17 protein-coding genes are annotated in these 22,307 nt (G+C 63.6%); 7 read left to right on the forward strand and 10 right to left on the reverse strand.

Annotation, left to right across the window (positions count from 1 at the left end):
• Window positions 1-3: 3 nt before the first annotated feature.
• Complete coding sequence (locus AC1ROX_RS19255) at window positions 4-4,065, reverse strand: glycosyltransferase (protein WP_493128045.1); 4,062 nt, start codon at window positions 4,063-4,065, stop codon at window positions 4-6.
• Between the two features lie 561 nt (window positions 4,066-4,626).
• On the opposite strand from AC1ROX_RS19255, the gene AC1ROX_RS19260 reads away from it, so the two are divergent.
• Window positions 4,627-5,529: a hypothetical protein gene (locus AC1ROX_RS19260; protein ID WP_493128047.1), complete on the forward strand. Its 903-nt coding sequence runs from the start codon at window positions 4,627-4,629 to the stop codon at window positions 5,527-5,529.
• 101 nt (window positions 5,530-5,630) lie between these two features.
• Here AC1ROX_RS19260 and AC1ROX_RS19265 read toward each other — a convergent pair whose 3' ends face one another.
• Both AC1ROX_RS19265 and rfbA read right to left on the reverse strand, forming a co-directional pair.
• Complete coding sequence (locus AC1ROX_RS19265; RefSeq protein WP_493128049.1) at window positions 5,631-5,984, reverse strand: hypothetical protein; 354 nt, start codon at window positions 5,982-5,984, stop codon at window positions 5,631-5,633.
• A gap of 141 nt (window positions 5,985-6,125) precedes the next feature.
• Window positions 6,126-7,025 carry a glucose-1-phosphate thymidylyltransferase RfbA gene (rfbA, locus tag AC1ROX_RS19270; protein WP_493128051.1) on the reverse strand — a complete coding sequence of 300 codons (900 nt, stop codon included), beginning with the start codon at window positions 7,023-7,025 and terminating at the stop codon, window positions 6,126-6,128.
• A 231-nt stretch (window positions 7,026-7,256) separates the two neighbouring features.
• On the opposite strand from rfbA, the gene AC1ROX_RS19275 reads away from it, so the two are divergent.
• A complete protein-coding gene (locus AC1ROX_RS19275; RefSeq protein ID WP_493128053.1) occupies window positions 7,257-7,655 on the forward strand; it encodes a GtrA family protein in 399 nt (132 codons plus the stop codon).
• Window positions 7,656-7,679: 24 nt separating this feature from the next.
• On the opposite strand, the gene AC1ROX_RS19280 is transcribed toward AC1ROX_RS19275, so the two are convergent.
• Window positions 7,680-8,627, reverse strand: a complete 948-nt coding sequence (locus tag AC1ROX_RS19280) for a decaprenyl-phosphate phosphoribosyltransferase (protein ID WP_493128055.1) — start codon at window positions 8,625-8,627, stop codon at window positions 7,680-7,682.
• 62 nt (window positions 8,628-8,689) lie between these two features.
• Here AC1ROX_RS19280 and AC1ROX_RS19285 point away from each other — a divergent pair, with 62 nt between their 5' ends.
• The 4 genes from AC1ROX_RS19285 (at window position 8,690) to AC1ROX_RS19300 (ending at window position 12,396) form a co-directional block, all read left to right on the forward strand.
• The gene (locus tag AC1ROX_RS19285) at window positions 8,690-9,988 is read left to right on the forward strand and encodes an FAD-binding oxidoreductase (protein WP_493128057.1); all 1,299 of its coding nucleotides are present in this window, start codon (window positions 8,690-8,692) and stop codon (window positions 9,986-9,988) included.
• A gap of 1 nt (window position 9,989) precedes the next feature.
• A complete protein-coding gene (locus AC1ROX_RS19290) occupies window positions 9,990-10,742 on the forward strand; it encodes an SDR family NAD(P)-dependent oxidoreductase (protein WP_493128059.1) in 753 nt (250 codons plus the stop codon).
• Window positions 10,742-11,926, forward strand: coding sequence for a hypothetical protein (locus tag AC1ROX_RS19295; RefSeq protein ID WP_493128061.1), 1,185 nt, complete (start codon window positions 10,742-10,744; stop codon window positions 11,924-11,926). The genes AC1ROX_RS19290 and AC1ROX_RS19295 overlap by 1 nt, the downstream gene beginning before the upstream one ends.
• A 119-nt stretch (window positions 11,927-12,045) precedes the next feature.
• Window positions 12,046-12,396, forward strand: coding sequence for a hypothetical protein (locus tag AC1ROX_RS19300; protein WP_493128063.1), 351 nt, complete (start codon window positions 12,046-12,048; stop codon window positions 12,394-12,396).
• Here the strand turns inward: AC1ROX_RS19300 and AC1ROX_RS19305 are convergent.
• A complete protein-coding gene (locus AC1ROX_RS19305) occupies window positions 12,393-14,015 on the reverse strand; it encodes a hypothetical protein (RefSeq protein ID WP_493128065.1) in 1,623 nt (540 codons plus the stop codon). The genes AC1ROX_RS19300 and AC1ROX_RS19305 overlap by 4 nt on opposite strands.
• A 134-nt stretch (window positions 14,016-14,149) precedes the next feature.
• Window positions 14,150-15,382 carry an LLM class flavin-dependent oxidoreductase gene (locus tag AC1ROX_RS19310; protein WP_493128067.1) on the reverse strand — a complete coding sequence of 411 codons (1,233 nt, stop codon included), beginning with the start codon at window positions 15,380-15,382 and terminating at the stop codon, window positions 14,150-14,152.
• Between the two features lie 196 nt (window positions 15,383-15,578).
• On the opposite strand from AC1ROX_RS19310, the gene AC1ROX_RS19315 reads away from it, so the two are divergent.
• Complete coding sequence (locus tag AC1ROX_RS19315) at window positions 15,579-16,826, forward strand: glycosyltransferase family 4 protein (protein WP_493128069.1); 1,248 nt, start codon at window positions 15,579-15,581, stop codon at window positions 16,824-16,826.
• Between the two features lie 63 nt (window positions 16,827-16,889).
• Here AC1ROX_RS19315 and AC1ROX_RS19320 read toward each other — a convergent pair whose 3' ends face one another.
• From AC1ROX_RS19320 to AC1ROX_RS19335, 4 genes are all read right to left on the reverse strand, one after another.
• Window positions 16,890-17,852 carry an OmpA family protein gene (locus AC1ROX_RS19320; protein ID WP_493128071.1) on the reverse strand — a complete coding sequence of 321 codons (963 nt, stop codon included), beginning with the start codon at window positions 17,850-17,852 and terminating at the stop codon, window positions 16,890-16,892.
• Between the two features lie 296 nt (window positions 17,853-18,148).
• The gene (locus tag AC1ROX_RS19325) at window positions 18,149-19,099 is read right to left on the reverse strand and encodes an OmpA family protein (protein WP_493128073.1); all 951 of its coding nucleotides are present in this window, start codon (window positions 19,097-19,099) and stop codon (window positions 18,149-18,151) included.
• A gap of 116 nt (window positions 19,100-19,215) precedes the next feature.
• Window positions 19,216-20,778 carry a glycosyltransferase family 2 protein gene (locus AC1ROX_RS19330; protein ID WP_493128075.1) on the reverse strand — a complete coding sequence of 521 codons (1,563 nt, stop codon included), beginning with the start codon at window positions 20,776-20,778 and terminating at the stop codon, window positions 19,216-19,218.
• A complete protein-coding gene (locus AC1ROX_RS19335; protein WP_493128077.1) occupies window positions 20,775-22,307 on the reverse strand; it encodes a glycosyltransferase family protein in 1,533 nt (510 codons plus the stop codon). Before AC1ROX_RS19335 ends, AC1ROX_RS19330 begins: the two co-directional genes overlap by 4 nt.

Raw genomic sequence — 22,307 nt, forward strand, 5'->3', positions numbered from 1 at the left:
GTGTTAGCGTGATCTGGCAGCTGGATCGAGCAAGTCCGAGATGATTGATTTGTAAGCCAGCAGCATCTCGGAATAGCCGGTAAGCTTCCAGAACGAACGCCCGGCCGCCTGTCCCATCGAAGCGCGTTGTTCGTCATTCTCGACCAGCAGCGAAAAATACTGTTTCCACGCCTGCATGTCCCCAAAATCGTAGAGAAACCCGGCCTGGCCGTGCGTGACCTGCTCGTTCACGCCGAAAACACGCGTGGAAAGGACCGGCAGTTCGAAACACAGCGCTTCGACAATGCACCGTGGATAGGCTTCGGACGTGGAATTGAGCAGGCAGATATCGGCAGCTCGATAGTAGAGGCTGACCTGGTCGGTTGCCTCGATCACCGTGATCTTGCTCTGGATGTCCTCGGGCAGGGCATCGGTTACGCGGCGGAAGTCGCGGAGATGCACGTTCTGGACCGCGCCCAGGAAGACCAGATGAGCCCGGTTGCGGACCTCTGGCGCCAGTGTCGCGAACCACTCGACGATCTCGCGCTGTCCCTTGCGCGTGTTGATGGTTCCCACGCACAGGGCGATGACGGCGTCCGCCGGCAAACCGAGTTCGTTGCGGGCAACGAGTTTCGGCGTCTCGATGTCCTTCGCGAATCTCGCGCGCGAAATCCCGTTGGGGATGATATGCACGGCGCCATTGAAAGGCTGATCCAACCAGAAGTTGCGGCTGGTATTGGCCACGAACACGATATGCTCGGCGTTCACCAATCCGGTCATGCCGGCGAGCCTCGCCTCGCCGTCCAGATAGGAGAACCTCTCCGGGGCGGTGTAGGATTCGCGGACAATGACCGCGGAAGGCACGCCGGCCCGTCGGGCGATCTCCGCGAACGGTGCCGCCTTGACCGTGTTGCAGACGACTGCCTCGATATTCGAGTTCTTCAGGAACGCGGTGAATTTCCGCGAAACGGCATCGTATCGGGAATTCAGGATTTTCACCGAGTGGCGCGCCACCGGTTCGAATACTTCGACCGGAATGGAGGCCTGGAGGTACTGGTTCAGGAGCGGACCCGAAGCCGGTGCGAACACATGGGGCTCGATTCCGCGATCGCGCAATCCGTGGACGAGCTCGAACAGGCTCCACGGCGCGCCCTCGCCGACCGACAGGTTGTGCGAAATGAAGGCGACGCGCCTCGGACTGGCCGAAAACAGGCTGCGCTTGAAGGTATGGTTCCGGAACAGCTCGGTGTAGGACTCGGCTATCGCCTTTTCGCCAACACTTCGATTGAGGTGCTGCTGAACGCGTTGGACATACAGCTCCCGGAACTCTTCGCTCTGCAGATTGCTCAGCGCGTGATCCAATTGCTCCAGCGAGTCGACAATCGCAAAAGTCTGGCCGGTTTCCACCAGGATCTCGCTGCAGGCCGGAGAACCCTTCACCAGCGTGGGAACGCCATGCATCGTGGCGGCGATGAATCGATTCGGGCTCTTTGTCTGCTCGGTCGGGTCATAGGCGACGATACAGAGCGAGGCCACCGTGAAGGCCTCTTCCATCGCCTCCATCGACCAATCGCGGCAAAACGGGAGAAACTCCCGATACTTCTTGAAATAGCTGGTCCGGGACACGATGAGCGGCTCATAGCCATGCTTGTCCCGAAGATGCTCGATCATCGGCTTTGCGCTGTCGAAATTCCCCCGGTCGGGATTGCCGAACCAAAGGACAACCTTCTTTTCCGGGACTTTTGGCGCATGAGGCGTCGCCCCATAGTCCACGGGCTCGGGCAGAAACTTCACCGGCTTGTCGGGAAAGCGCGAGGCGATCTCCGCCTTCAGCTCGCGGCTCGGGACCAGGATGAGGTCTGCCCGCTCGCACAGTTCGTGGAAACGCGACAGCGAATCGATCGGCGGGCTGACATGCTTGAACAGTCTCGGATTGTCGTAGTACCGATCGCATACGTCATAGACGACGAACTGGTCCTGATTGGCGTTCAACTTCGACATGACGTCATGCGTGCACATCTGCACGACAATGGCGATGTCGGCCGCCGAATCGTAGCCCATCTGAATCTCGAACCGGTCGTTCTGGGCAAGGAATTCGGAAGGGTACTTGGCGCGCAGACGCGACGAGCCGAAGTTTTCCGCGGGCTCCCAGAACGGAACGAAGCACACCCTCTTTGATTCCTGGGCTGCAGGAGGTGTCGGCGAGAAGAGTTGCGCGATAGCCGTCGAATAGGCCTTGCCTGCGGTCCTTATGTTGTGATGACGCTCCGCAAAGGCGCGCCCTTCGGTAACCAGCCGACGACGGAGGCGGTCGTCGCGCTGCACGAGCGTGAGCGCTTCGGCAAAGGACGATTCATCGCGCTCGCGCACGAGACCGCTCACGCCATCGACCAGGAACTCGCCGTGAAATCCGCAGTGCTTGGTCGTCAGCACCGGAACGCCCAGGGCGAGCGCTTCCATCACGACGTTTGAGGTGCCTTCGCGGCCCGGCGCCACGGGATGGATGAGAAGATCGATCTTGGAATAGAAGTCCTTGATCATGCGATCGTGGGGGATCTGCGCGCCCCCACCCTTGCTGGTCAGGAGCATCCGCGCCCCGACGCGCTCCACCGCCCCCTCGGCGATCGCGCGGCCCTTGACCTCCGCTTCGGCCGAGGATTTCAAGCTTGCGGCAAATCCGACGGTGAACGGCGCATGCTCGTCGCGCCGCCGCTTCGACGGATGCCATTCCTTGAGGTCGAGTGCGTTCGGAATCAGATGGACGTTGTCGTGAGCCTGGAGCGCGCGAAAATACAGGTCTCCGCTCAACGCGATGATGGCATCGAACTTGGAGAAGGCCCGGCGCATCGCCTCCAGATCGTCGCCGTACAGACGGTCCAGCGGGCGAGGCCCGCCAATGCGCAGGACCGATTTGCGTGCCTCGACAGGATAGCGCTCGGCGACCAGCGCATCGAAGTAGATGGCCACGTCGGAAGGTGTCGGGGCGGAGATCACATGCTTGTAGCCACCGAGCCGCGCGCCCAGTCGTTTGGCGTTGTTCCCGTAAGCCCATCCGATGTTGTCCGGAGGGCCAATGACCCAGTTGATGGTCTTCGTCGGCGCGGCAGCAGCCTCGCCCGCTTCAACAGGGACGACCGGCTCCTGGGAGGGCGCTGTCGACGTCACAACAGGCGGTGCCGCCGGTGGCGCGATCGCCGGTGCCGTCGGCACGGCAACCAGTGGCACCGCCGGCGCCGCGACAAGAGATGCCGCCGGTGCCTGAGCGAGAGGAACGTCTTCCAGGCGCTTGAGCGTGAATTCCACGACCTCGGTCAACCGGCGTATCTGAGCCGCAGACATGTCGAGTGAACTCGTCAGCTTCTTGATCGCTCGACGCAGCTCCTTGACCTCGTCTACGTCCGGTTGATCGTTGGAGGCCGGCGAAACGTCCTTTCGACCGGAAGATGACCGGCCGTCCTGCGCAACCGGCGATACAGGGGGACCTGATAGCGAAACCGCAGATGCCGGCTCGGGCGCGACGCGGCGCGGCGGAACCGGATCCGTAACAGCGGCCGCACGGGATGGCAGCGGCGCCGGGGCCGTCGCGGCACGTCGAGCACTGCCGAACCCGATGACCCTCCCGGCGAGAGCCTTGGCCGCCGACCACGCCCCCATTTTCATTCCCGTGACCGCTGTCGCAGGCCGACAATATTCGACTTCGATGACGCCGCGGCCGGAAAATCTGAGCGAAATCAGACGCGTCTCTTCCATGGTCGCGTCGACTCCCGACGCCTCGACAGTGACTTCACGCCATGACGGTTCCAAGGTGATCGGACCGAATAGCTTGCGATCGAATTTCCGATCCCTTTCCGTCCCGAAGAAGAGCGCCACGGAATCCAGTTGAAGCTCGCTGGCGCTCTCCGGCAGTCCGCGAATCCGGATCCTGAGCCCATCCACACCGGCTTCGAAGAAGCCATCGGGAAGAGCGTGCCAGACCCTGACCATATCCGGCGGTTCACGCATCAGCAGCCGGAGGCCGGCACCCAGTTTGGGATCCCGCGGCTCGAAGCCGAAGTCGGCGGGCCTGCTGTTTCTGGGGGCCGTCACGAACCAGTTCTGGCAAACGTAAGCATAGTCTCGGGGACTCTCGAAACTTGCCGCAGCCCAGTTCGCAAATTCGGCATTGAACGACGCGGGTCCATCCGCGAGCGCTCGGTCACTGGCGATTTTTGAGATCCTACCCATTCTCAGGTTAATTTAACGCTGCGTCTGGCATAGTGCAACGCAACATCGGCTTCTCGGACAACCCTGAGCGGGTCCTTGTGCCTTGATTTCGCTGCCTCAATCCCGCTTCCTCGGACGCCTACCCCCGCAATCTTCATCCGAGGCGATGTAATTCTGGTGACCGTGCCCCCGCCCCTGAAATCACGAATGCGAGTCGGAAAAGGACGGCAAAGCCCGCTCGCAGTCCCGATCTCCATTTTGCCGTAATCCTCGTCGACACACTCCTGTCGCGATGGGTGATTGAAGCGATGTCGTACACCAGATGCGTCCCTCGAGATCGGACGCGGCAATGAATGCGAGCGGGGAATCGTGCCAAAAGTTTGCATCGTGCCCATTTGGTATCCGGTCGACAACTACGCCACATCCCGCTTGCGAGTTAAATACGTGGTCGACCTTCTGAGGGACGATCCTTTCTGGAGCGTGAGCGGCGACTACCAGCCGGATGCTGACATTGCCGTCATCGTTCAGCTTTGCAGCGATCAGAATTTCCACGAGATCTCCCGCAACCGGGATCAACTGGTCGTCTATGACATTTGCGATCGATACTTTGCGACCGACAACACCTTCCGGACCGAGGAGGGCCTGCTCCAGGCGCACGACCGTTGTCTCGAGATGATCGAGCGGGCCGATGTTCTGATCACTCCGACACACCAGCTGCAAGGCGAGATTTCACGACGATTTCCCGACAAGCCATGCTTCCACATTCCCGAACTCGTGGACTATGGCGGTTCGCCACGTCCCGTCACGGAAGCAGGATCACGCCGCCTGCTCTGGTTCGGTCACACGACGCGGGGCAACTTCGAAAGCGCGCGCTGGATCATCGACCATCTCACGTCGCGCTATGGCTACCAGCCTGTTCTGCTGACGAGCCCGCGAGCGATTGCGAAAAACTATCCCAGCTTTTCCGAACACTGCGTTGCGTGGTCCCCGGAGGCCGCTCGGCGAGAGATGGCCATGGCCGAGCTCTGTGTGGTGTCCCACGCGTTGGAAGAGCCGAGCAAAAGCGCGAATCGCTTCGTGACCGCCACGGTGCATGGCGTACCGACCCTGGTAAGCGGATCGCCGGCATGCATCGAACTATTGAACGCAGCCGGCTACGGCGAATTCGCCATTGAAATGCAGCAAGATATCGACCGCGCCATGGAGATGCTGTCAGACCCTGCACGACGTACCGCTTATGTCACCGATCTCCAGGCGGAGATGTGGCGACACCACGCGCCAGACGTCGTCCGGCACAAATACCTCGAACTCATGCTGAGGGTTTTGCTTTCCCGCGATCAGACTTGATGTCCCGACGACTCTCGGAAGACGTCGATCTGCGGTGCGCCGGCAACCTGGGCAGGGCGGCTATCGCCGCGCTGCCCAGAACGATCAGTTAAGCCGGTCTTTCACTTCTTGATTTCAGCTTGGCGCAGGATGTGCGCCTTAGCGCAAACCTTGGCGGCATCATCATACTGCTTAAGGTCGAGGAAAGCCTTTGCCAGATGCTCGTAGTGCGCGGCTTTCTTATACTCGACCCCCGCGACCGGTTTCAGCGTGGCACGGGCCTTGGCCCTTTCCTTTTGGCCGACCCAGGCACGAGCGGCCAGGCAGGCGGCCTCAAGACGAAGAGCTCTTTCCCCTTTGAACATTTCGCGCGTCTGTTCGTAAGTATCCAGGGTCTCGCCCCAGTCCCCCCTCGAGAAAGTCGCACGCAATTCAGTCATTAACCTTTTTATTTCAAGTTTTTTCCGCTCTTCCATAAAGTGCCGCCTCGCGAATCCATGCGCGAACTAATTATCACAAATTCGACCCAGTTCAATCCGGCGGTCGGATCATCATCGTATCTTCATACGTTTTTTGCGGCTTTGCGTTCGAGGAATGACGCATCGCGGCGTCGACCGCTACGAAAGTCTAAGCCGCTCTCGCCCACGAGCAAAGCTATCGTGAACGGCCAGGAGATACTGGCCATAAGGGCTTTTTTGAGAAAGAACAGCCAAACGATAAAAGGCGTCGAGCGATATATAACCCAATCTAAGGGCGATTTCCTCCGGGCAAGAAATACGCAAACCCTGCCGCTGCATGAGGATTTGGACGAACTGACTGGCTTCCGTGAGAGATTCGTGGGTGCCGGTGTCGAGCCAGGCGAAGCCGCGGCCCAGGACCTCGACGAATAGCTGACCGTCGTCCATGTACGCCCGGTTGATATCGGTGATCTCAATTTCACCCCGAGGCGACGGCTTCAGCGTACTCGCGATATCCAGGACCCGGTTGTCATAGAAATAAAGGCCCGTTACGGCGAAGTTCGACTTTGGCTGCGCTGGTTTCTCTTCAATCGAAATCGCACGGCCCGCGGCGTCGAGTTCAACGACCCCATAGCGTTCCGGGTCGGATACAGCGTAAGCAAATACCGTGCCGCCCTGCTGGCGCCGGACGGCGTTCGCCATGGCCTCGGGTAGTCCATGGCCATAGAAAATGTTGTCGCCGAGAACGAGGGCAACGTCGTCCGAGCCGACAAAGTCGCGCCCGATAATGAATGCATCGGCAAGGCCGCGCGGCGCGTCCTGCACCGCATATGAAAAGTTGAGCCCCCATTGCGTACCGTCTCCCAGGAGACTCTCAAAGAGGGGCAAATCACGGGGCGTCGATATTATGAGAATCTCGCGAATGCCTGCAAACATCAAGGTCGACAGGGGATAGTAGATCATCGGTTTATCGAAGACCGGCAGGAGCTGCTTCGATATCACGGCTGTCACGGGATGTAGTCGGGTCCCCGACCCACCTGCCAGGATAATGCCTTTCATCGAATGCCCTCGCCCCAGGTTAGGTATCGCTGCCTTGCCCGTACCATGCCATTCTTCCTTGTGCTTACACGCGCCGTGCCAGAGAAGGTTGACGAGGTTGCTCGAGGTTGGATGCGAGTAGACGGCCCAATCGGTAACTGGCCCACAAGATTCCAGCAAACACTTCCCAAAGCAACATGGCTAATCATGCATGTCCTTGCCCTGGAGCATGCTCACACACGCCGAGTTCCAATGAACCTCCAGTTCCTGAAATTCCTGGCGACCGGCGGCTTCGCCGCGCTCGTCAACCTGATCAGCCGCTACCTGCTCAACCTCGTCATGCCGTTCGAGGCCGCCGTGGTCGTGGCCTACTTCCTCGGCATGATCGTCGCTTACCTGCTGATGCGCCGGTTCGTCTTCGGCGCATCGGAACGCTCCGTCGTGTCCGAGATGCGCCGGTTCGTCGTGGTCAACCTGGTGGCCTTCACCCTGGTCTGGCTGATCAGCGTCGGCCTCGCGCGGATCGTGTTCCCGGCGATCGACATGACCTGGCATGCCGATGACGTCGCCCACTTCATCGGCGTGCTGGCGCCGGCGGTGACCAGCTATATGGGTCACCGCTTCTACACGTTCGCTCGAGAAGATGCGTGACGGTCGCGGCGCGCCGCGAACCGTCTAGGAATAGAGGACGATGCCGCAGACGGCGACCCACGCCACGACCGTCGCCAGCAACGGCAGGTCCGACAGCAGCGCGTCGGTCGGCGATTCACCGGCTCCCCGCCGCTCGACCACATACCAGTAGCGGAACAGGCCGAAGATCACCAAGGGGATGGTCGCGGTCAGCCTCTGGTTCGCCGACATGACGAACAGGCTGTAGAAGACGAGGGCCCCGGTCGCCGACATTTCGGCATAGCGTTCGATCAGGGCCGGCGAATACTTGTCCAGCACCTCGCGCCCGTTGGAGCCGCTGCCCAACAACTCCTGACGCCGCTTCACGGCCGCAAGGTAGAGAGCGAGGCAAAGCGTGGTGATCTGCATCCAGCCCGAGAGCGGCACGTCGATCACGACGGCGCCCGCCCAGATGCGAAGGACGAAGCCGATGGCGATGCTGAAGATGTCGAGAACCGGCTGATGCTTCAGCACCAAAGTATAGGCGACGTTGAGCGCGAGGTAGCCCGCGATGACCGTCATCAGGAGAGGCTGAAAGACCGCCGCCACGGCGAGGCCGGCCAGGATGACGCCCAGCAACGCCAGCGCGCCGCCGCGTGAGACGCGCCCGGCGGCAAGCGGTCGCGACAGCCGCTTGGTCGGATGCCGCCGGTCGCGTTCGATATCGTGCAGGTCGTTCACGATGTAGCAGGCGGAGGATGCGGCGCAGAACAGGGCGAAGGCCAGCAGCGACAACTCGATCGAGGCGAGGTTGCCGAACTCGCGGGCAAAGACCAGGGGTGCGAAGACGAAGACGTTCTTCACCCATTGCCGTGGCCGGACCAGCTGGACCAACCCCACGACCTTCGCTCCCGACGAAGGTGCGTTCATCGCCCCAAGACACCCTTCATGGGCGCCTGTATGCGGGCTGCCGCGGACTCTGGCAATCCCTTGCCGGACGAGTTTATTGGGCATGGCCTTCGAAGGATCGACGACGTAGAATCGCGGCGATAACCTGCTTCTTGGGCACAGGAAGGATGAGACCTGTTTCCTCCTGGGGACGCCTGAGCGCGGAACCTCATCAAGTCACCGAGTTGTCCGGCATCGCCAGGCTGGCCGAAGAGCTTCGCGGCAAGGGCCCTGCGATTCCGCTCGGCATGGGCCGGAGCTATGGCGACGCGTGCCTCAATCCCGGCGGCCTGTTGTTCAGCACGGCGCGCCTCGACCGCTTCCACTCCTTCGACCCGGAGGTGGGCCGGCTGGTCTGCGAGGCCGGCGTGCAGCTCCGCGACATCCAACGCTTCATGGTCCCGCGCGGCTGGGGGCTGCCCGTGATCCCGGGCACGCAGATCGTGAGCGTGGGCGGCGCCATCGCCAACGACGTGCACGGCAAAAACCATCATCGTGTCGGCTCGTTCGGCCGTCACGTCCGCAACCTCACTCTGGTCCGCACCGACGGGCAGGTCGTCGATTGCGGTCCCGGCGTCCGGCCCGACCTGTTCGCCGCCACCGTGGGCGGCATCGGCCTCACCGGCCTGATCGCGACAGCCGAGCTGCAGCTCCAGCCGGCGGCGGGACCGTGGCTCGACACCGAGATACTGCCCTATCGCGGCCTCGACGAGTTCCTGACACTGGCCGACGATTCCGAGTCCTTGTGGGAGCATACCGTCTCGTGGCTCGACTGTACCGCCGGCAGCCGCATGCGCGGGATATTCCTGCGCGCCAACCCCGCGGTCGATCAGTCGGGCAAGCCCCCCTCGCCTCGCCGCCTCGCCGTGCCGTTCACGCCGCCTTTGTCGCTGTTCAACCGGCTGACCCTGCCGGTGTTCAACACCGCCTATTATCACCTGAACAGCCATCGTGGCCGCGCCAGGCGCCGGCCGTTCGACACGTTCCTCTTCCCGCTCGACGACATGCAGGACTGGAACCGGCTCTATGGGCCGCGCGGCTTCTTCCAGTACCAGCTCGTCGTTCCGCGCGACGCCGGCGCCGCGGCCCTGCGTGACGTCCTCGACATCATCGCCCGGTCGGGCCAGGGCTCCTTCCTCGCGGTCATCAAGACGTTCGGCGACCGCGCCTCTCCCGGCCTGCTGAGTTTCCCGACGGCAGGAATCACGCTCTCCCTCGACTTCCCCCACCTCGGCCTGCGCACCGAGCGCCTGTTCGTCGAGCTCGATGCGGTCGTGCGGGGCGCCGGTGGGCGCCTCTACCTCGCCAAGGACGCGCGGATGCCGCGCGAACTGTTCGAAGCGGGCTATCCAAGAGCCCCGGAGCTTGCGAAGTTCCGCGATCCTGGGATGAGCTCCGGCATGTCCCGACGTTTGATGGGGCATTGAGTTGGACCAGAAGAAGCGGATCGTCGTGGTCGGCGCGACCTCGGCCATCGCCGAGCATTGCTGCCGGTTGTGGGTGCAGAGGGGGCCCGTCGAGCTGATCCTCGTCGCGCGCAACGTCGCGCTTGCCGAGCGCATCGCCGCCGACCTGCGGGCACGGGGCGGCCAGGCCGAGGTCTCGGTTGAAACGATGGACTTCCTCTCCACGCAGCAGATTGCCGAAGCCGTTGCGCGCTGGACCGCGCAGGCGCCCGTCGACATGGCACTGATCGCCCATGGCGTGCTTTCGCCCCAGCAGCCCTGCCAGGACGACATCGAGCGGACACGGGAATCACTCGAAGTGAACGGAGTCTCGCCGGTCCTGTTCGCCGAAGCCTTTGCCGGCCCCATGGACCGGGTCGGCCGCGGCACGATCGGGATGATCGGCTCCGTCGCCGGCGACCGCGGCCGGCGCGTGAACTACGTCTATGGCGCCTCGAAGGCCCTGATGGACCGCTATGCCCAAGGCATGCAGCACCGTTTCGCGGGCTCCGGCGTGAAGGTCGTGCTGCTCAAGCCCGGACCGACCGACACGCCGATGGCGGCCCAGTTCAAGGCCCAGGGCCGCCGCCTCGCCTCCGTCGAATCGGTCGCCGAAGGTACCGTCAAAGCGATGGATCGCGGCACGCCGGTCGCCTACCTGCCGCGCCAATGGCAGGCCATCATGCTCGTGGTGCGCAACCTGCCTGATTTCATCTTCAACCGGCTCAACATCTGATGCTGCAGGACATCTACGACGCGATCCTGTCGCGTTGCGAGGCGGCCTTTGCCCTGCTGGCGGATCGCCGCCTGTGGCTGGCCTGGGGCGTGATGCTGGCGATCGCGCTGTCGCTGTTCATGTCGTTTCCGCGGATCAGCTTCTTCCTGGGCAACGACGGCCAGATCGTGAATTTCTGGCCGGTGCTCGAGCGCCAGGCCGCCGACCCGCTGGCGATGACGGGCGACCAATACAACGACCAGTCGTCGCACGATTCGAAGCTCGCCTTCCGCCTGACCCTGCCGATGACCATGAAGATCCTCCACATCGACTGGCGCGCGATGCTGGTGATCCAATACGGGCTGGGCATCCTGCTGCTGGCGCTGGTCGGCAAGATCGCGATGGACCTTTTCGGCGACCGCATCGTGGCATTGGCAAGCGTGTTCGGCGTGGCCTCCATCTATGCCGGCAAGGCGCCCTTCCTGCAGCTGGGCGGGATGGGCGATACCTTCGCCTATGCGTTCCTCACGGTGGCGGTGGCGATCCGCAATCCGCCGGTCATCGTCGCGGCCATCATCGCCGCAAGCTTCACCGACGAACGCGCCGTCATCGCCTCACCGCTGGTGGTCCTCTACTGGGCCATGCGCAACAGCGACGGGATGAAGCCCAACTGGTTCAACCTGCAAACGATCACCGCCGCCTCCGCCATCCTGACCGCCGGCATCATCCGCCTGGTGCTGATGTTCGGCTTCGGACTTCATATTCCCATCGGCGCCGGCAAGGATGTCGGCTTCAGTGTCCTGCCGCTTACCCTTCCCACCATGCAGTACGAGCTGCCCCACGTCCTTGCGGGCCTTTGGCTGTGGCCCCTCGTGGCCTGCATCATCCTCGTCCGGAACCGCTGGTGGTTCTCCCTGGCGGCGATGCTCGGCGCAACGGCGGCGGTCGTGGGCGTGTCGGCACTGGTGTTCGACGTCGACCGCAGCCTCGCCTATTCGTTGCCGCTGCTGTTCGTCGCCATGGCGATCGCGGCCTGGGCGAAGCTCGGACTGCGGGATCTCCGCTCCATCGCGATCCTCGGCTTCCTGGTTTCCTTCGCCTTCCCGGTCAACAATCTCCTGGGCAGCGTCAGCAACCGCTATTCGGAAGGCAATCTCATGCCGATCGAGCTGGTGCGCTTCTACAAGTACAGCACGGCGCGCTAGAGCGTCATGATTTGAAAAGGAATCGAAAGGGATGCCCTTGATGGGGTGACCTGATTCCGTTGCGTGGCTACGAACATGATCTTCCTGGCGGCGCTTCGGCACGATCGCGTCGAGACGCCGTGGCTCATCAGGGACCGATCAACGGCGAAAGCTTCCGCCTCTGCATCGATCGCGCGCTCGTTCCGCCCCTGCGCTCCGGCGATATCGTCGAGAAGCACAAACGAAATATACGAAACAAACGAAACAAACGAAAGGAAAACCCCCGAGGCGCGATTCCCGGGGTTTTGGTGGCTTGGTATCGCGAGGATCAGTGCATGGACGTGCTGGATAAGCTCGGCTCGGCGTGCGCAAAGCCGCAACGCGCCGCCAGGACGGCATCGCCCAGCTGCTTCCCACCGTCAAACCAGATGAATGCCAGAACGACTTCGCAAAAACGGGATACGCTCGAACCTGGAGTCACACTGCTCTAGCTGCGGACCTGGTAGAAGCAGATGAGATCGCCGAGCGGCACCATCGTCCAGCCGTCGATCGGATAGTCGACGAACGAGCGCAGGATGGCATCGGCCTTGCCGTTGGCCAGCAGCTTCTTCTGGACGAAGACGTAGAGGCGGGCGACGCGGCCCCGGTAGACCTGGGACCTGAGATACTCGAGCGAATCGAAGTCGGCCTGGTTGGACCAGCTCCGGGCGTTGCGGACTTCCAGTGCGATCTCCGGCGACGGGGCGAAGATCAGCGTCTTCTTCGCGTCGGGCCCCGCCAGGTCGATCGTGCGAATGAACGCAACCGCTTCCGCCGAGGCGCCCATCTGCCGGATGCCCCGGTCGCCCATCGGATAGTGCGAATTGGCCAGGGTCCGCGTCACGAACGACGTCACGCCGTAGAGGCACGCCAGTCCCGCCAGGGCAGCGAAGGCAGACTGCAGCAACCGCGACTGGGTCGCGGTGAAGGCATGCACGACACCGACGAAAAGCAAAAGCGATGGAACCCGGAAGTGGCGCTCGTCGAAGGCGATGGAACCGCCCGTCATCCAGGTAAGGACGAGGAAGGCCACAATCGCCGCCGAGACCGAATAGGCGAAGCGCAGATACTCACCGTGGCTGTCGCGCAACCATACCCACGTGACAACGAAGGTCACGAGGGCAAGCGGGGCGAAGCAGTAGACCACGGTATCGACCGACTCGAGGACTTGCCGGCCGGGATTGAAGAACAGGTAATTGGCGAGATCGAGAAACGACAGGCTGGCGCTCCACAGCGAGCCCAGCCCGAAGGACACGTAGAAAAGCAGCCCGTCGGGGTGGAGGGACGTCTTGATCGAGGCAGCCGTGATGCCGCGCGAGTACCAGGTGACATAGAAGATCGCGCCCATCAGGCCGATCGTCACGCCCGCCACGACCAGCTTTCGGACCGTGTCCCGTTTCAGCCAGGCCCTGTCGCCACAGATCGCGGCACCGCCCACGACCGCGGCACCGACGATGATGCCGCTGAGCTTGGCGAACACCATCACCGCCGTGCCTGCCACCAGCGGCAGCACGGAAATCCATCCGAGATCGCGCAGCCGCCACGCCATGAGAATGAACCACGGCGCGACACCGAACAGCAGAACCTCGCCGCCGGAGTAGTTCGTGAAGGAGAGGTTGAAGAACCTGGTGCAGGCAACGATGGCCAGCGCCAGCGCACTCGTCTGCAGGGGAAAGCCGAAGGCCCGATAGAGGGCGAACCATCCGAACAGGCCCATCACGGAAAAAACGGCGACGACGACGACAATCGCCAGGCCGAGGCTCATGCCGAGATTCTCGAGCACGCCGGGCAACAGATGCTGCCCCGGCGTCCACGTGCTCATGAAGGATTCGACTTCACGCGAGATGTCGGAAAGGTCGGGGACGAGTGCCTTGTTGAAGGCGGAGGCCCGATCGTGGGTATACCAGCCGACGAATCCCCAACCGCTGTCGGAATACATATTGGGCCGCACGATCGCGCTGGCGATGGTGTAACCGGCGGTCAGAACGACAACGAGCGCGAGGCACAGCGTCGGCAACCAGTCCAGAAGGCGGCCGGAGCCCTTGGCCGCTTCCCTCAACGATCGAATCATTCAATGCCGCCGAAAGCCCAGAGGCTCGACCCCGCCGAACCCGCGGCCGCAATATACGGGCCGCGGAGGCGCGTCGCTACTCCCGCGGCTCCGCAGAGTTCGGGCGGCGCACGCAGGCGCCGCCCGGTCGCAGATCAGCTCGCGTTGTGCTTGTCGAAGTCCGGCACGGCGGCCGACGCGGCCGCGAAGCGCGGCGACTTGGTGACCTTGAGCGCTTCCGCGCCGCCTTCGGTCTGCATGATCTTCGCCATGATCGCCTGCTGCGCGCGGTCGAAGACGCCGCGATTCTCGATCAGGAACTTCTGCGATTCGCGCAGCTTGTTAACGTAGCCGTTGATCTCGGGAACGACATAGCGCGCGACCATGTCCCAGCTCCGGCGCGTATTCTCCGGGTTGGCCCAGTCGTGCACGAAGCCGACGCAGACGCCGAAGCCGCCGCTCTTGGCATAGACGTCCTTGATCACCTTCACGAGATCGTCGGGCGTGCCGATCGTGGCGGCCGAGCCCGGCGTGAACGCCGTCTTGTCCACCGCATCGTCCGGATCGGTGAAGGGTGCCGCACCCGGCCGCTGCAGGGTGCCGACGATGTATTCGTTGTGCCAGCGGTGCAGGCCGACGCGCGCTTCCTCGCGGGCCTTCTCGCGCGTCTCCGCGATGTGCCAGGAGAGCAGCACGCGCCAGTTCCTGCGATCGACCGTCTGGCCATGCTTCTTCGCGGCGTCCTCGGCGAATTTCCACTGGGTCGGCAAGGCCAGCAGGCCCTCGTTCGACATCGAGCCGATGGAAATGATGCCGATGCCGTGCTTGCCGGCCAGCGTCATGCCCGAGGGGCTGACCTGCGACGCCACGACGAACGGCATTTCCTCCTGCAGCGGCAGGAGCTGCAGGGCGGCGTCCTGCATCGTGTACCAGTCGGTCTTGTCGGTGACCCTCTCGCCGTTGAACAGGCGGCGGATGATGCCGATCGCATGATCCTGGCGGTCGCGCTGGACCATCGGGTCGATGCCGAGCGTGTGGGCGTCGGACGCCAGGGCACCCGGCCCGGAGCCGAAGATCGCCCGACCGCCGGTCATGTGGTCGAGCTGCACCATGCGCTGCGCCACATTGTAGGGATGATGGTAGGGCAGCGAGATCACGCCGGTGCCGAGCTTGATGCGCTTGCTGCGCTCGCCCGCGGCGGCCAGGAACATCTCGGGCGAGGCGATCATCTCCCAGCCGCTCGAATGATGCTCGCCGCACCAGAATTCGTCGTAACCCAGCCCGTCGAGCTGCTCGACCAGGTCGAGGTCCCGCCGGAACTGCAACATCGGATGTTCACCGATCGGATGGTGCGGCGCGATGAAGGCACCGAATTTGAGCCGCTGCATGGTCGTGTCCCCGGATGTACGTTGGTGTCTTTATGCTGCCCAATCATGCCGCGTTCCGGCGGCCTGCAGGAAGGCCCTAGAATACGTGATTTCGGTCAGCGGACACGCCATGGTTGGAAGGAGGCCTCTTCCCCTGGGCGACGCCGCGCTGGCTAACGCCGAAATATCCAACTAACTCTGGGGCTTGGACCGCCCCGTGAGCCCCATCCCGTCGCACGCCCCGCCGCCCGCACAGCTCATCCTCGACATCTCGAGGCTGGTCTATGCCGCCCGGTCGCGGACACCCAAGGGAATCCCCCGGGTCGAACTCGCCTATGCCGAGCATTTCATTGCGGCCGAGCGGGATCGGCTGCATTTCACCGTGCTCGATGCTTTCGGCCGGCTGCGGGTCGTCAGCAACCGGTCGGCCCTGTCATTCATCCGGGAGATCGCCGGGTACTGGCAAGGCGATGTCGCGTCGACCGCCGCCCACTGGCGCGTCGCCCTGCGGGCCCAGTGGATCCACCTCGTCCTGATTCTGAGACCGTGGGGCGATCTCAAGCGGCTCATCGGAAGGCATCGGGGGCGCTCGGTCTATATCATTCCGTCCCAATTGCAGCTCGAGCGCTCCTCGCTCATCGCGGATCTGAAGAACGCCGGCGACCTGAAGCTGGTGTTCTTCCTGCACGACATCCTGCCAAGCCTCTTCCCGGACTATTTCACCGATGAGGACGCCCGGCTCTATCACCAGCGCGTTGAAAACGCGGCGCGCCTGGCCGATGCCATCGTCGTGAATTCGGAGTCGACAGCCGATTCGTTCAAAAGCCGCTTTGGCCAGGAATTGACCGGCAACCTGGTCGTTGCGCCGCTGGGCGTGTCACCGCCGGCCAAGGTCGAAGTGTCGCCGGCGCTACCGCAGCAGCCTTACTTCGTCATGCTGGGGACGATCGAGCCGCGCAAGAATCACAGGGTGATCCTGGACGTCTGGCTCGAACTACACGGTGAATTGGGACCGGCAACGCCTCACCTCTTCATCGTCGGCGAGCGCGGCTGGAAAAGCCAGGACGTCATCGAGAGTCTGGAGCACAGCGCTCCCCTTCGCGGCTTCGTGAAGGAATGCGGCCGGATGCCCGACGCCACCGTCGCCGGCTTGCTGAAAGGCGCCCGCGCTCTGTTGCTCCCTTCTTTCGCGGAAGGCTATGGCCTCCCCCTCGCCGAAGCCCTCACGCAGGGGACCCCTGTTCTGTGCAGTGATATCCCGGTCTTCCATGAAGTCGGCGGCGACATCCCAGACTATCTGGCGCCGACAGACGGTGCGGCCTGGCATGCCGCCGTGGTCGACTATGCTCAGCCGCATTCCGCGAAGCGTGAGGCCCAGCTTCGCCGCCTCGCCTCCTGGTCGCAGCCCACCTGGAAACAACATTTTGCGGTGGTTGACGCAGCGCTCCGGACATTGGTGGAATGAAGGCCGCCCAATGAAAAAGGCGGCCCGTGTGGGCCGCCTCTTCCTCGTCTCGGGTCGTTCGTCTTACTGGATAACGATCTCGACGCGGCGGTTCTGCGGCTCGCGGACATTCGGTCCGGTCTGGACCAGCAGGCCCTGCTCGCCACGGCCCACCACCGCGATCGCGGTCGCCGGCACGCCTTCGCGCACCAGGGCGTCCTTGACGGCGTTCGCGCGACGCAGCGACAGCGCCATGTTGTAGGCCGGGGTGCCCGACGTATCCGTATGGCCGGTCGCCGTGATGCGGGCGTTACCCTTCGACTTGTAGGCGCCAACGGCCTGCTTGATCGTGTTCAGGGCCTGGGCCGACAGGTTCGAGCGGTCCCAGTCGAAGAACACCATGAACGACGGCGGAGCAACCACCGGCGGCGGGACCGGCGGCGGGGCGGAAGGCGACGCGAACTTATATGAGATGCTGGCGAAAACACCGAGGCCCATGTTGGGCGTCGAGAAGGATCCCCCGCCCGGCGGACGATTGATGGTCCAGTTGGAGGTTCCCACGTAGCGCCCGTCGAGGCCGATGATCCAGTTGTCATCCAAGTAGTACTTCGCGCCGACGATGGCTTGGTATGCCAGAACCGTGGACCCGAGAGGCTGGTTGGCATCGACGAACCCGACACCGACGCCCGCGCCCACGTAGGGCTGGAATCGCTGAGTGGTCATGAAGTCATAAAGGACATTGGCCAAAAACGTCAGCTGGCCCGTGCTACCGGTCACGGCGCTACCGGGGAAGTATACATTGGTCCCCATCCGACCGTAGCTGCCCTCGAGTTCGATACGCGGACCGATGAAGTCGTAACCGACCTTGCCGCCCGCGACCCACCCCGTGTAGGTCTGGACGCCGGTGTCGACCCCGCCAAAAACGTTCCACCCTAGCCCGCCGCCAGCACCGATGTAGAAGCCCTCCTGAGGGTTGAAGGTCTGGGCGCCCACAACGTTCGGCAACAAGATACCCAGCCCCAACAGAGCCAAACCAGTCTTCTTCATAGTGCTCCTCAGTGTTGACCAACGGCGCAACATAATCCGGGCACCCAGCTCAATTCATGAGACACTTTTGTTAACGCTTGACTGATATCCTGCCATAATTCTCAGGCGACGCTTTCATGACAATTCAACTGTTGGCGCAGAGCGCTCCGTCCTCTGTAGCGATATCCCGTCTTCGAGAGGTCGGCGGCGACATCTGTGCAGGACTTCACCACAGTCGACGCGGCGTTGCGCAAGCGTTGAGACAAGAAAAAGGCGGCCCGTGAGGGCCGCCTTTTCTTTGTCTCGGGTCGTCCAGCTTACTGGATGACGATCTCGACGCGACGGTTCTGCGGCTCGCGGACGTTCGGGCCGGTCTGCACCAGCAGGCCCTGCTCGCCACGGCCAACCACCGCGATCGCGGTCGCCGGCACGCCTTCGCGCACCAGGGCGTCCTTGACGGCGTTCGCGCGACGCAGCGACAGCGCCATGTTGTAGGCCTCGGTGCCCGACGTGTCGGTGTGGCCGGTCGCCGTGATGCGGGCATTGCCCTTCTGCTTGTAGGCACCCGCAGCCTGCTTGATCGTGTTCAGGGCCTGGGCCGACAGGTTCGAGCGGTCCCAGTCGAAGAACACCATGAACGACGGCGGGGCCACCATCGGCGGCGGCGGCGGCGGCGCGGCCGGCGGCGCCACGAACTTGTACTGCACACCCGCCAGCGCCAGGATGTTCTGGTTCTGGAAGCTGACGTTGCCGAACGGCGTATTCACGCTGGGGTTCGTCGTGCCGAAATAGCGGCCTTCGATCATGAACCGCAGCTGTTCGTTCACATTGTAGGCGACGCCGACGATGCCCTGATAGGCGAACTGCGTGCTGCCCAGCGAGGAGTTGCTGTCGACGAAGGCGATACCGGCACCGGCGCCGATATACGGCGTGATGACCGAGGTCGGCATGAAGTCGTACAGCAGGTTCGCCATCACGGCGAGCTGGCCGACCTTGCCGTTGATCGCCGTGCCCGGGATGTTGGCCGAGACCGGGATCTGGCCGTAGGAGGCTTCCAGCTCGACGCGCGGACCGACGAAGTCGTAACCGGCCTTGCCGCCGACCGCCCAACCCGTCCAGCTCGAGGTGTTGGAATTGGACCCGATGAACCAGGCGGCGCCGCCACCGGCACCGATGTAGAAGCCTTCCTGCGCGTTGATCGTCTGGGCGCCAGCAACGCCCGGCAACAACATGCCCAAGCCAAGCAGAGCCAAACCAGCCTTTTTCATGTTTCTCCCCAACGCTCAGGTTAATGAAGAAGTATTATTGTCACTATACCACAAGCGCTTTGTCCCATTCATGAAACACTTTCGTTATCACAGCCTATGTCCCCGACTGTGGCGCTTCAGCAACAGTCCTGAGTGTTGATCCCGTTCATCTCCAGCGCTCGGTGAATCCGTCCCCCCAAGGAGCCGGCAACCATTCCGCCGTCACGACATTCCCGGACACCGAGATCCTTCAGCAGGGCCGCCAGGCTGTCGGCCGTCGTCTCCGGCCCCCAACGGGCCAGGTTGGGCATGGCGCCCAGGCCTTTTGGCACCAGCCGGTACTGGCCGCCATAAGGCGGCAGGTCCGGGACGAGATCGATGTCGAGCACGTCCCGATCGCGCGACGTTCCAGCCGCCCCCAGGCAGAGTCGCTTGGGACGCTTATCGGCGCGAATCCGGGCGACGTCGAGCGCCCTTCGCGTCGGCGCCAGCGGATCGCACCGGATGAAGCGCCCCACCGTGGCGGCGTATCCCGGATGAAGCATCTCGATGGTGGCCTGAGCCGCTGCGATGAGCGCGTCGCGTTCCTCGCCAAACGACGTGCCGCCATGATGCCAGACGAAGAGACCGGTCGCCGCGACGTGACGCCACCCTGCCGCCGTCGCCCTGAGGCAGAAATCGTTCTCCTCGCCATAACCACGCCCGAAGCGTTCCTGGTCGAACAGGCCGACCTGGTCGAGACAGGCACGGCTTACCGCCATGCAGAAGCCGATGCCGGTGGGAATTTCCAGCACGGGCCTGTCGATCGTCGCACACAGGCGGTCCCAGTGCGCGAGGTCGGTATCGGGCGGCAGGCGGTTCTCGCAAAGCGTCGCGGGATAGCTCAGGATCGTCGCGGCATTGGAGAGCGGCGTCGCCGTCGCGGTCCGCGGCGTCCGCAGCGCCGCCAACAGCCGGTCGAGCCAGTCACCGAACACCCGGGCATCGGAGTTCAACAGGACGACATCGCGGCCGGAATGAAGGGCAAGGCCGCGGTTGGCGGAGCCGACGAAGCCGACGTTGCGCTCGTTCACCAGCAGGGTGATCAGGCCGGCCCCGGCCAGCGCCCTCAGTTCGTCCTGCAACGCCGGATCGGGTGAGGCATCGTCCACGACCACCAGCTCATAGGCTTCCTTCGTCTCCGCTTCGAGGACGCTTGCGATCGCCTGCAGCGCCAGGGAGCGGCCGCCATAGACCGGCACGACGACGTCGACAGTGGCCCGCACCTTGTCGGGACGCCGCCGGCACTCCAGCAAGTGTCGAATGTCGAGCAGTGGGGGATCTGCCGGGGCTTCGCCGCCCCGTCCCTCTTCGCGGCCAAATCTCAGCCAGTGGGCGAAGGGCTCGTAGCCCGCCAGGACGATATCCGGATTGCGGCGGCGATAGTCGTCCGGCGAAAAACCCGCCCGTGGCGACCAGCCACGTTTCGACCCGACAGCCAGATAGTGGAAGGACGCGACAGCCGGCGAGGAGAATGATCGTCCCGCCGAGGACGCGTAGTGCATGGCATCGACGGCCCCCGGCGCGATCCCGTGCCGCCGGCAGACGGCATCCATCCAGCCCGGAATCATCTGCGCCATGGCGACCGCCGCGTCCCCGCCATAACCGGTTGCCCGCAGCAGAAGGTCGCCGATCGTCCCTGGGGATCGCCGGTCGCTCACCGGACCGTCCATTGGTCGCGCAGTTCCAACAATGCCGCCAGGAGCTTTCCCGCGTCCGTCGACAATTCCCTCGGCAGCACATGGCCGCGGCCGAGCCGGCGGAGCCGTGCCGCCGGCGCACCGATGTCGAATACGATCACCGGCAGTCCCTGTTCCAGCGCCGCCGTCAGCACGAACGACCATGTTTCCGGCCAGATGGCCGGCAGGAGGACCGCATGCGGTGCCGCTTCCGCGAGCAGGCGTCCCAGGTCCTGCGAAAGATAGGCCCCGCTGACCGCGACGCCCGGCGGCAGCGCCTCCGAGGCTGCCCCGAGGACCGACAGCAGCAGGGGCGCACCGGTCTGCTCCGCAGTCCCGGCGAGGGCCTGTACGACATGCAGGCCCTTCGAGACATTCAGGGCGCCCAGCGTGACGATACGCAGGGGCTCGGTCGCCGCGATGCTCGGTGTACGCTCGGGCGGCAGCCCGGCATCGGACTCCGGCTCCCAGACGACGATCTGTTTGGACAGGTAAGGCTGCATCCGCACAGCCAGATCGTTGCTCGGCGCAACGACTCGCTCCGCGCCGGCAAGGAAAGCCAGGTGATCCCGCCGCCAGGTCAGCGGATCGAATTCACGCGCCTCCGCGCCGTAGTCCGCGACGCATTCCACGCATGTTTCAGTCGGCGCGACATCGCAGAACCTGCCTGGGCCGGTCACCATGTCGATGCGCGGGCACAACGTGAAATAGTCGTGCAGGACGACGTCGTAAGGCACATCCAGCCGCACGCCGAGATCACGCACCCACGCCATCATCTCCAGCGGACGATCGACCAGGTGATTGACCAGGAGTTTCGCCACCCTCCGCTGGCGGGCAAATTCGATCAGCCCATCGAGATTGCCCGACAGGTCGAACACCCGGTCGCCAATGACCGCCAGCGTTGGCGCTTTCAGGATCGTCCGCGCGCGCAAGACGTTGTGGCCCGCCTGCTCGAGGTCTCGCTCGTAGAGATCGAGGAAGCGGCTGCTCCCGCCGCCGCGTCCATGGTGAAACACCAGTACAGCTGCCGCCCCTTCCCGCCAGGGCGGACGATCGGTGCGGGCCTCCACTTCGTTACGTGTCGATTTCTCCGCGCGCGGCTTCTCCAGATGATGGAACAACGGATCCATTCCTGGCGGCCGCAGCAGATTTTGCTGCCGGTAGAAGGCGGGATCGAAGGCAGGTGCCGGTGCACGACGTGTTCGCCATCCCAGAAGCGCATAGTGGAGCACGGGCGCCCGGGCGATGCGCCGGCGCTGGGCCTCGTCGTCGAACTGACGGAGATAGAAGTCACGGTCGAAACCGCGTTCGAGCACGGCCAGCCGTGGCGCCATGACATGAAGCATGGCCGGCCAAAGGACACCGCCGGACACGCGACCGAAAACCACGCCTTCGACGAACAGCGCGGCAAGCCCCTCGAAGACCACCTCGATCGCGGCATTGATCGCCCGGCGAATCCGCCCGGCCTGCCAGGGCGACGACTTGTATCGTGAAGGCGTGCGGATGCGCAT

The organism is Reyranella sp. GW821-FHT14A01 (assembly GCF_058803965.1).

Coding starts and splice junctions, on each gene's coding strand:
- AC1ROX_RS19280 (WP_493128055.1), bottom strand. CDS start 8,627: ATGCCCAATAAACTCGTCCGGCAAGGGATTGCCAGAGTCCGCGGCAGC.
- AC1ROX_RS19275 (WP_493128053.1), top strand. CDS start 7,257: ATGAACCTCCAGTTCCTGAAATTCCTGGCGACCGGCGGCTTCGCCGCG.
- AC1ROX_RS19295 (WP_493128061.1), top strand. CDS start 10,742: ATGCTGCAGGACATCTACGACGCGATCCTGTCGCGTTGCGAGGCGGCC.
- AC1ROX_RS19320 (WP_493128071.1), bottom strand. CDS start 17,852: ATGAAGAAGACTGGTTTGGCTCTGTTGGGGCTGGGTATCTTGTTGCCG.
- AC1ROX_RS19285 (WP_493128057.1), top strand. CDS start 8,690: ATGAGACCTGTTTCCTCCTGGGGACGCCTGAGCGCGGAACCTCATCAA.
- AC1ROX_RS19305 (WP_493128065.1), bottom strand. CDS start 14,015: ATGATTCGATCGTTGAGGGAAGCGGCCAAGGGCTCCGGCCGCCTTCTG.
- AC1ROX_RS19265 (WP_493128049.1), bottom strand. CDS start 5,984: ATGGAAGAGCGGAAAAAACTTGAAATAAAAAGGTTAATGACTGAATTG.
- AC1ROX_RS19325 (WP_493128073.1), bottom strand. CDS start 19,099: ATGAAAAAGGCTGGTTTGGCTCTGCTTGGCTTGGGCATGTTGTTGCCG.
- AC1ROX_RS19310 (WP_493128067.1), bottom strand. CDS start 15,382: ATGCAGCGGCTCAAATTCGGTGCCTTCATCGCGCCGCACCATCCGATC.
- rfbA (WP_493128051.1), bottom strand. CDS start 7,025: ATGAAAGGCATTATCCTGGCAGGTGGGTCGGGGACCCGACTACATCCC.
- AC1ROX_RS19335 (WP_493128077.1), bottom strand. CDS start 22,307: ATGCGCATCCGCACGCCTTCACGATACAAGTCGTCGCCCTGGCAGGCC.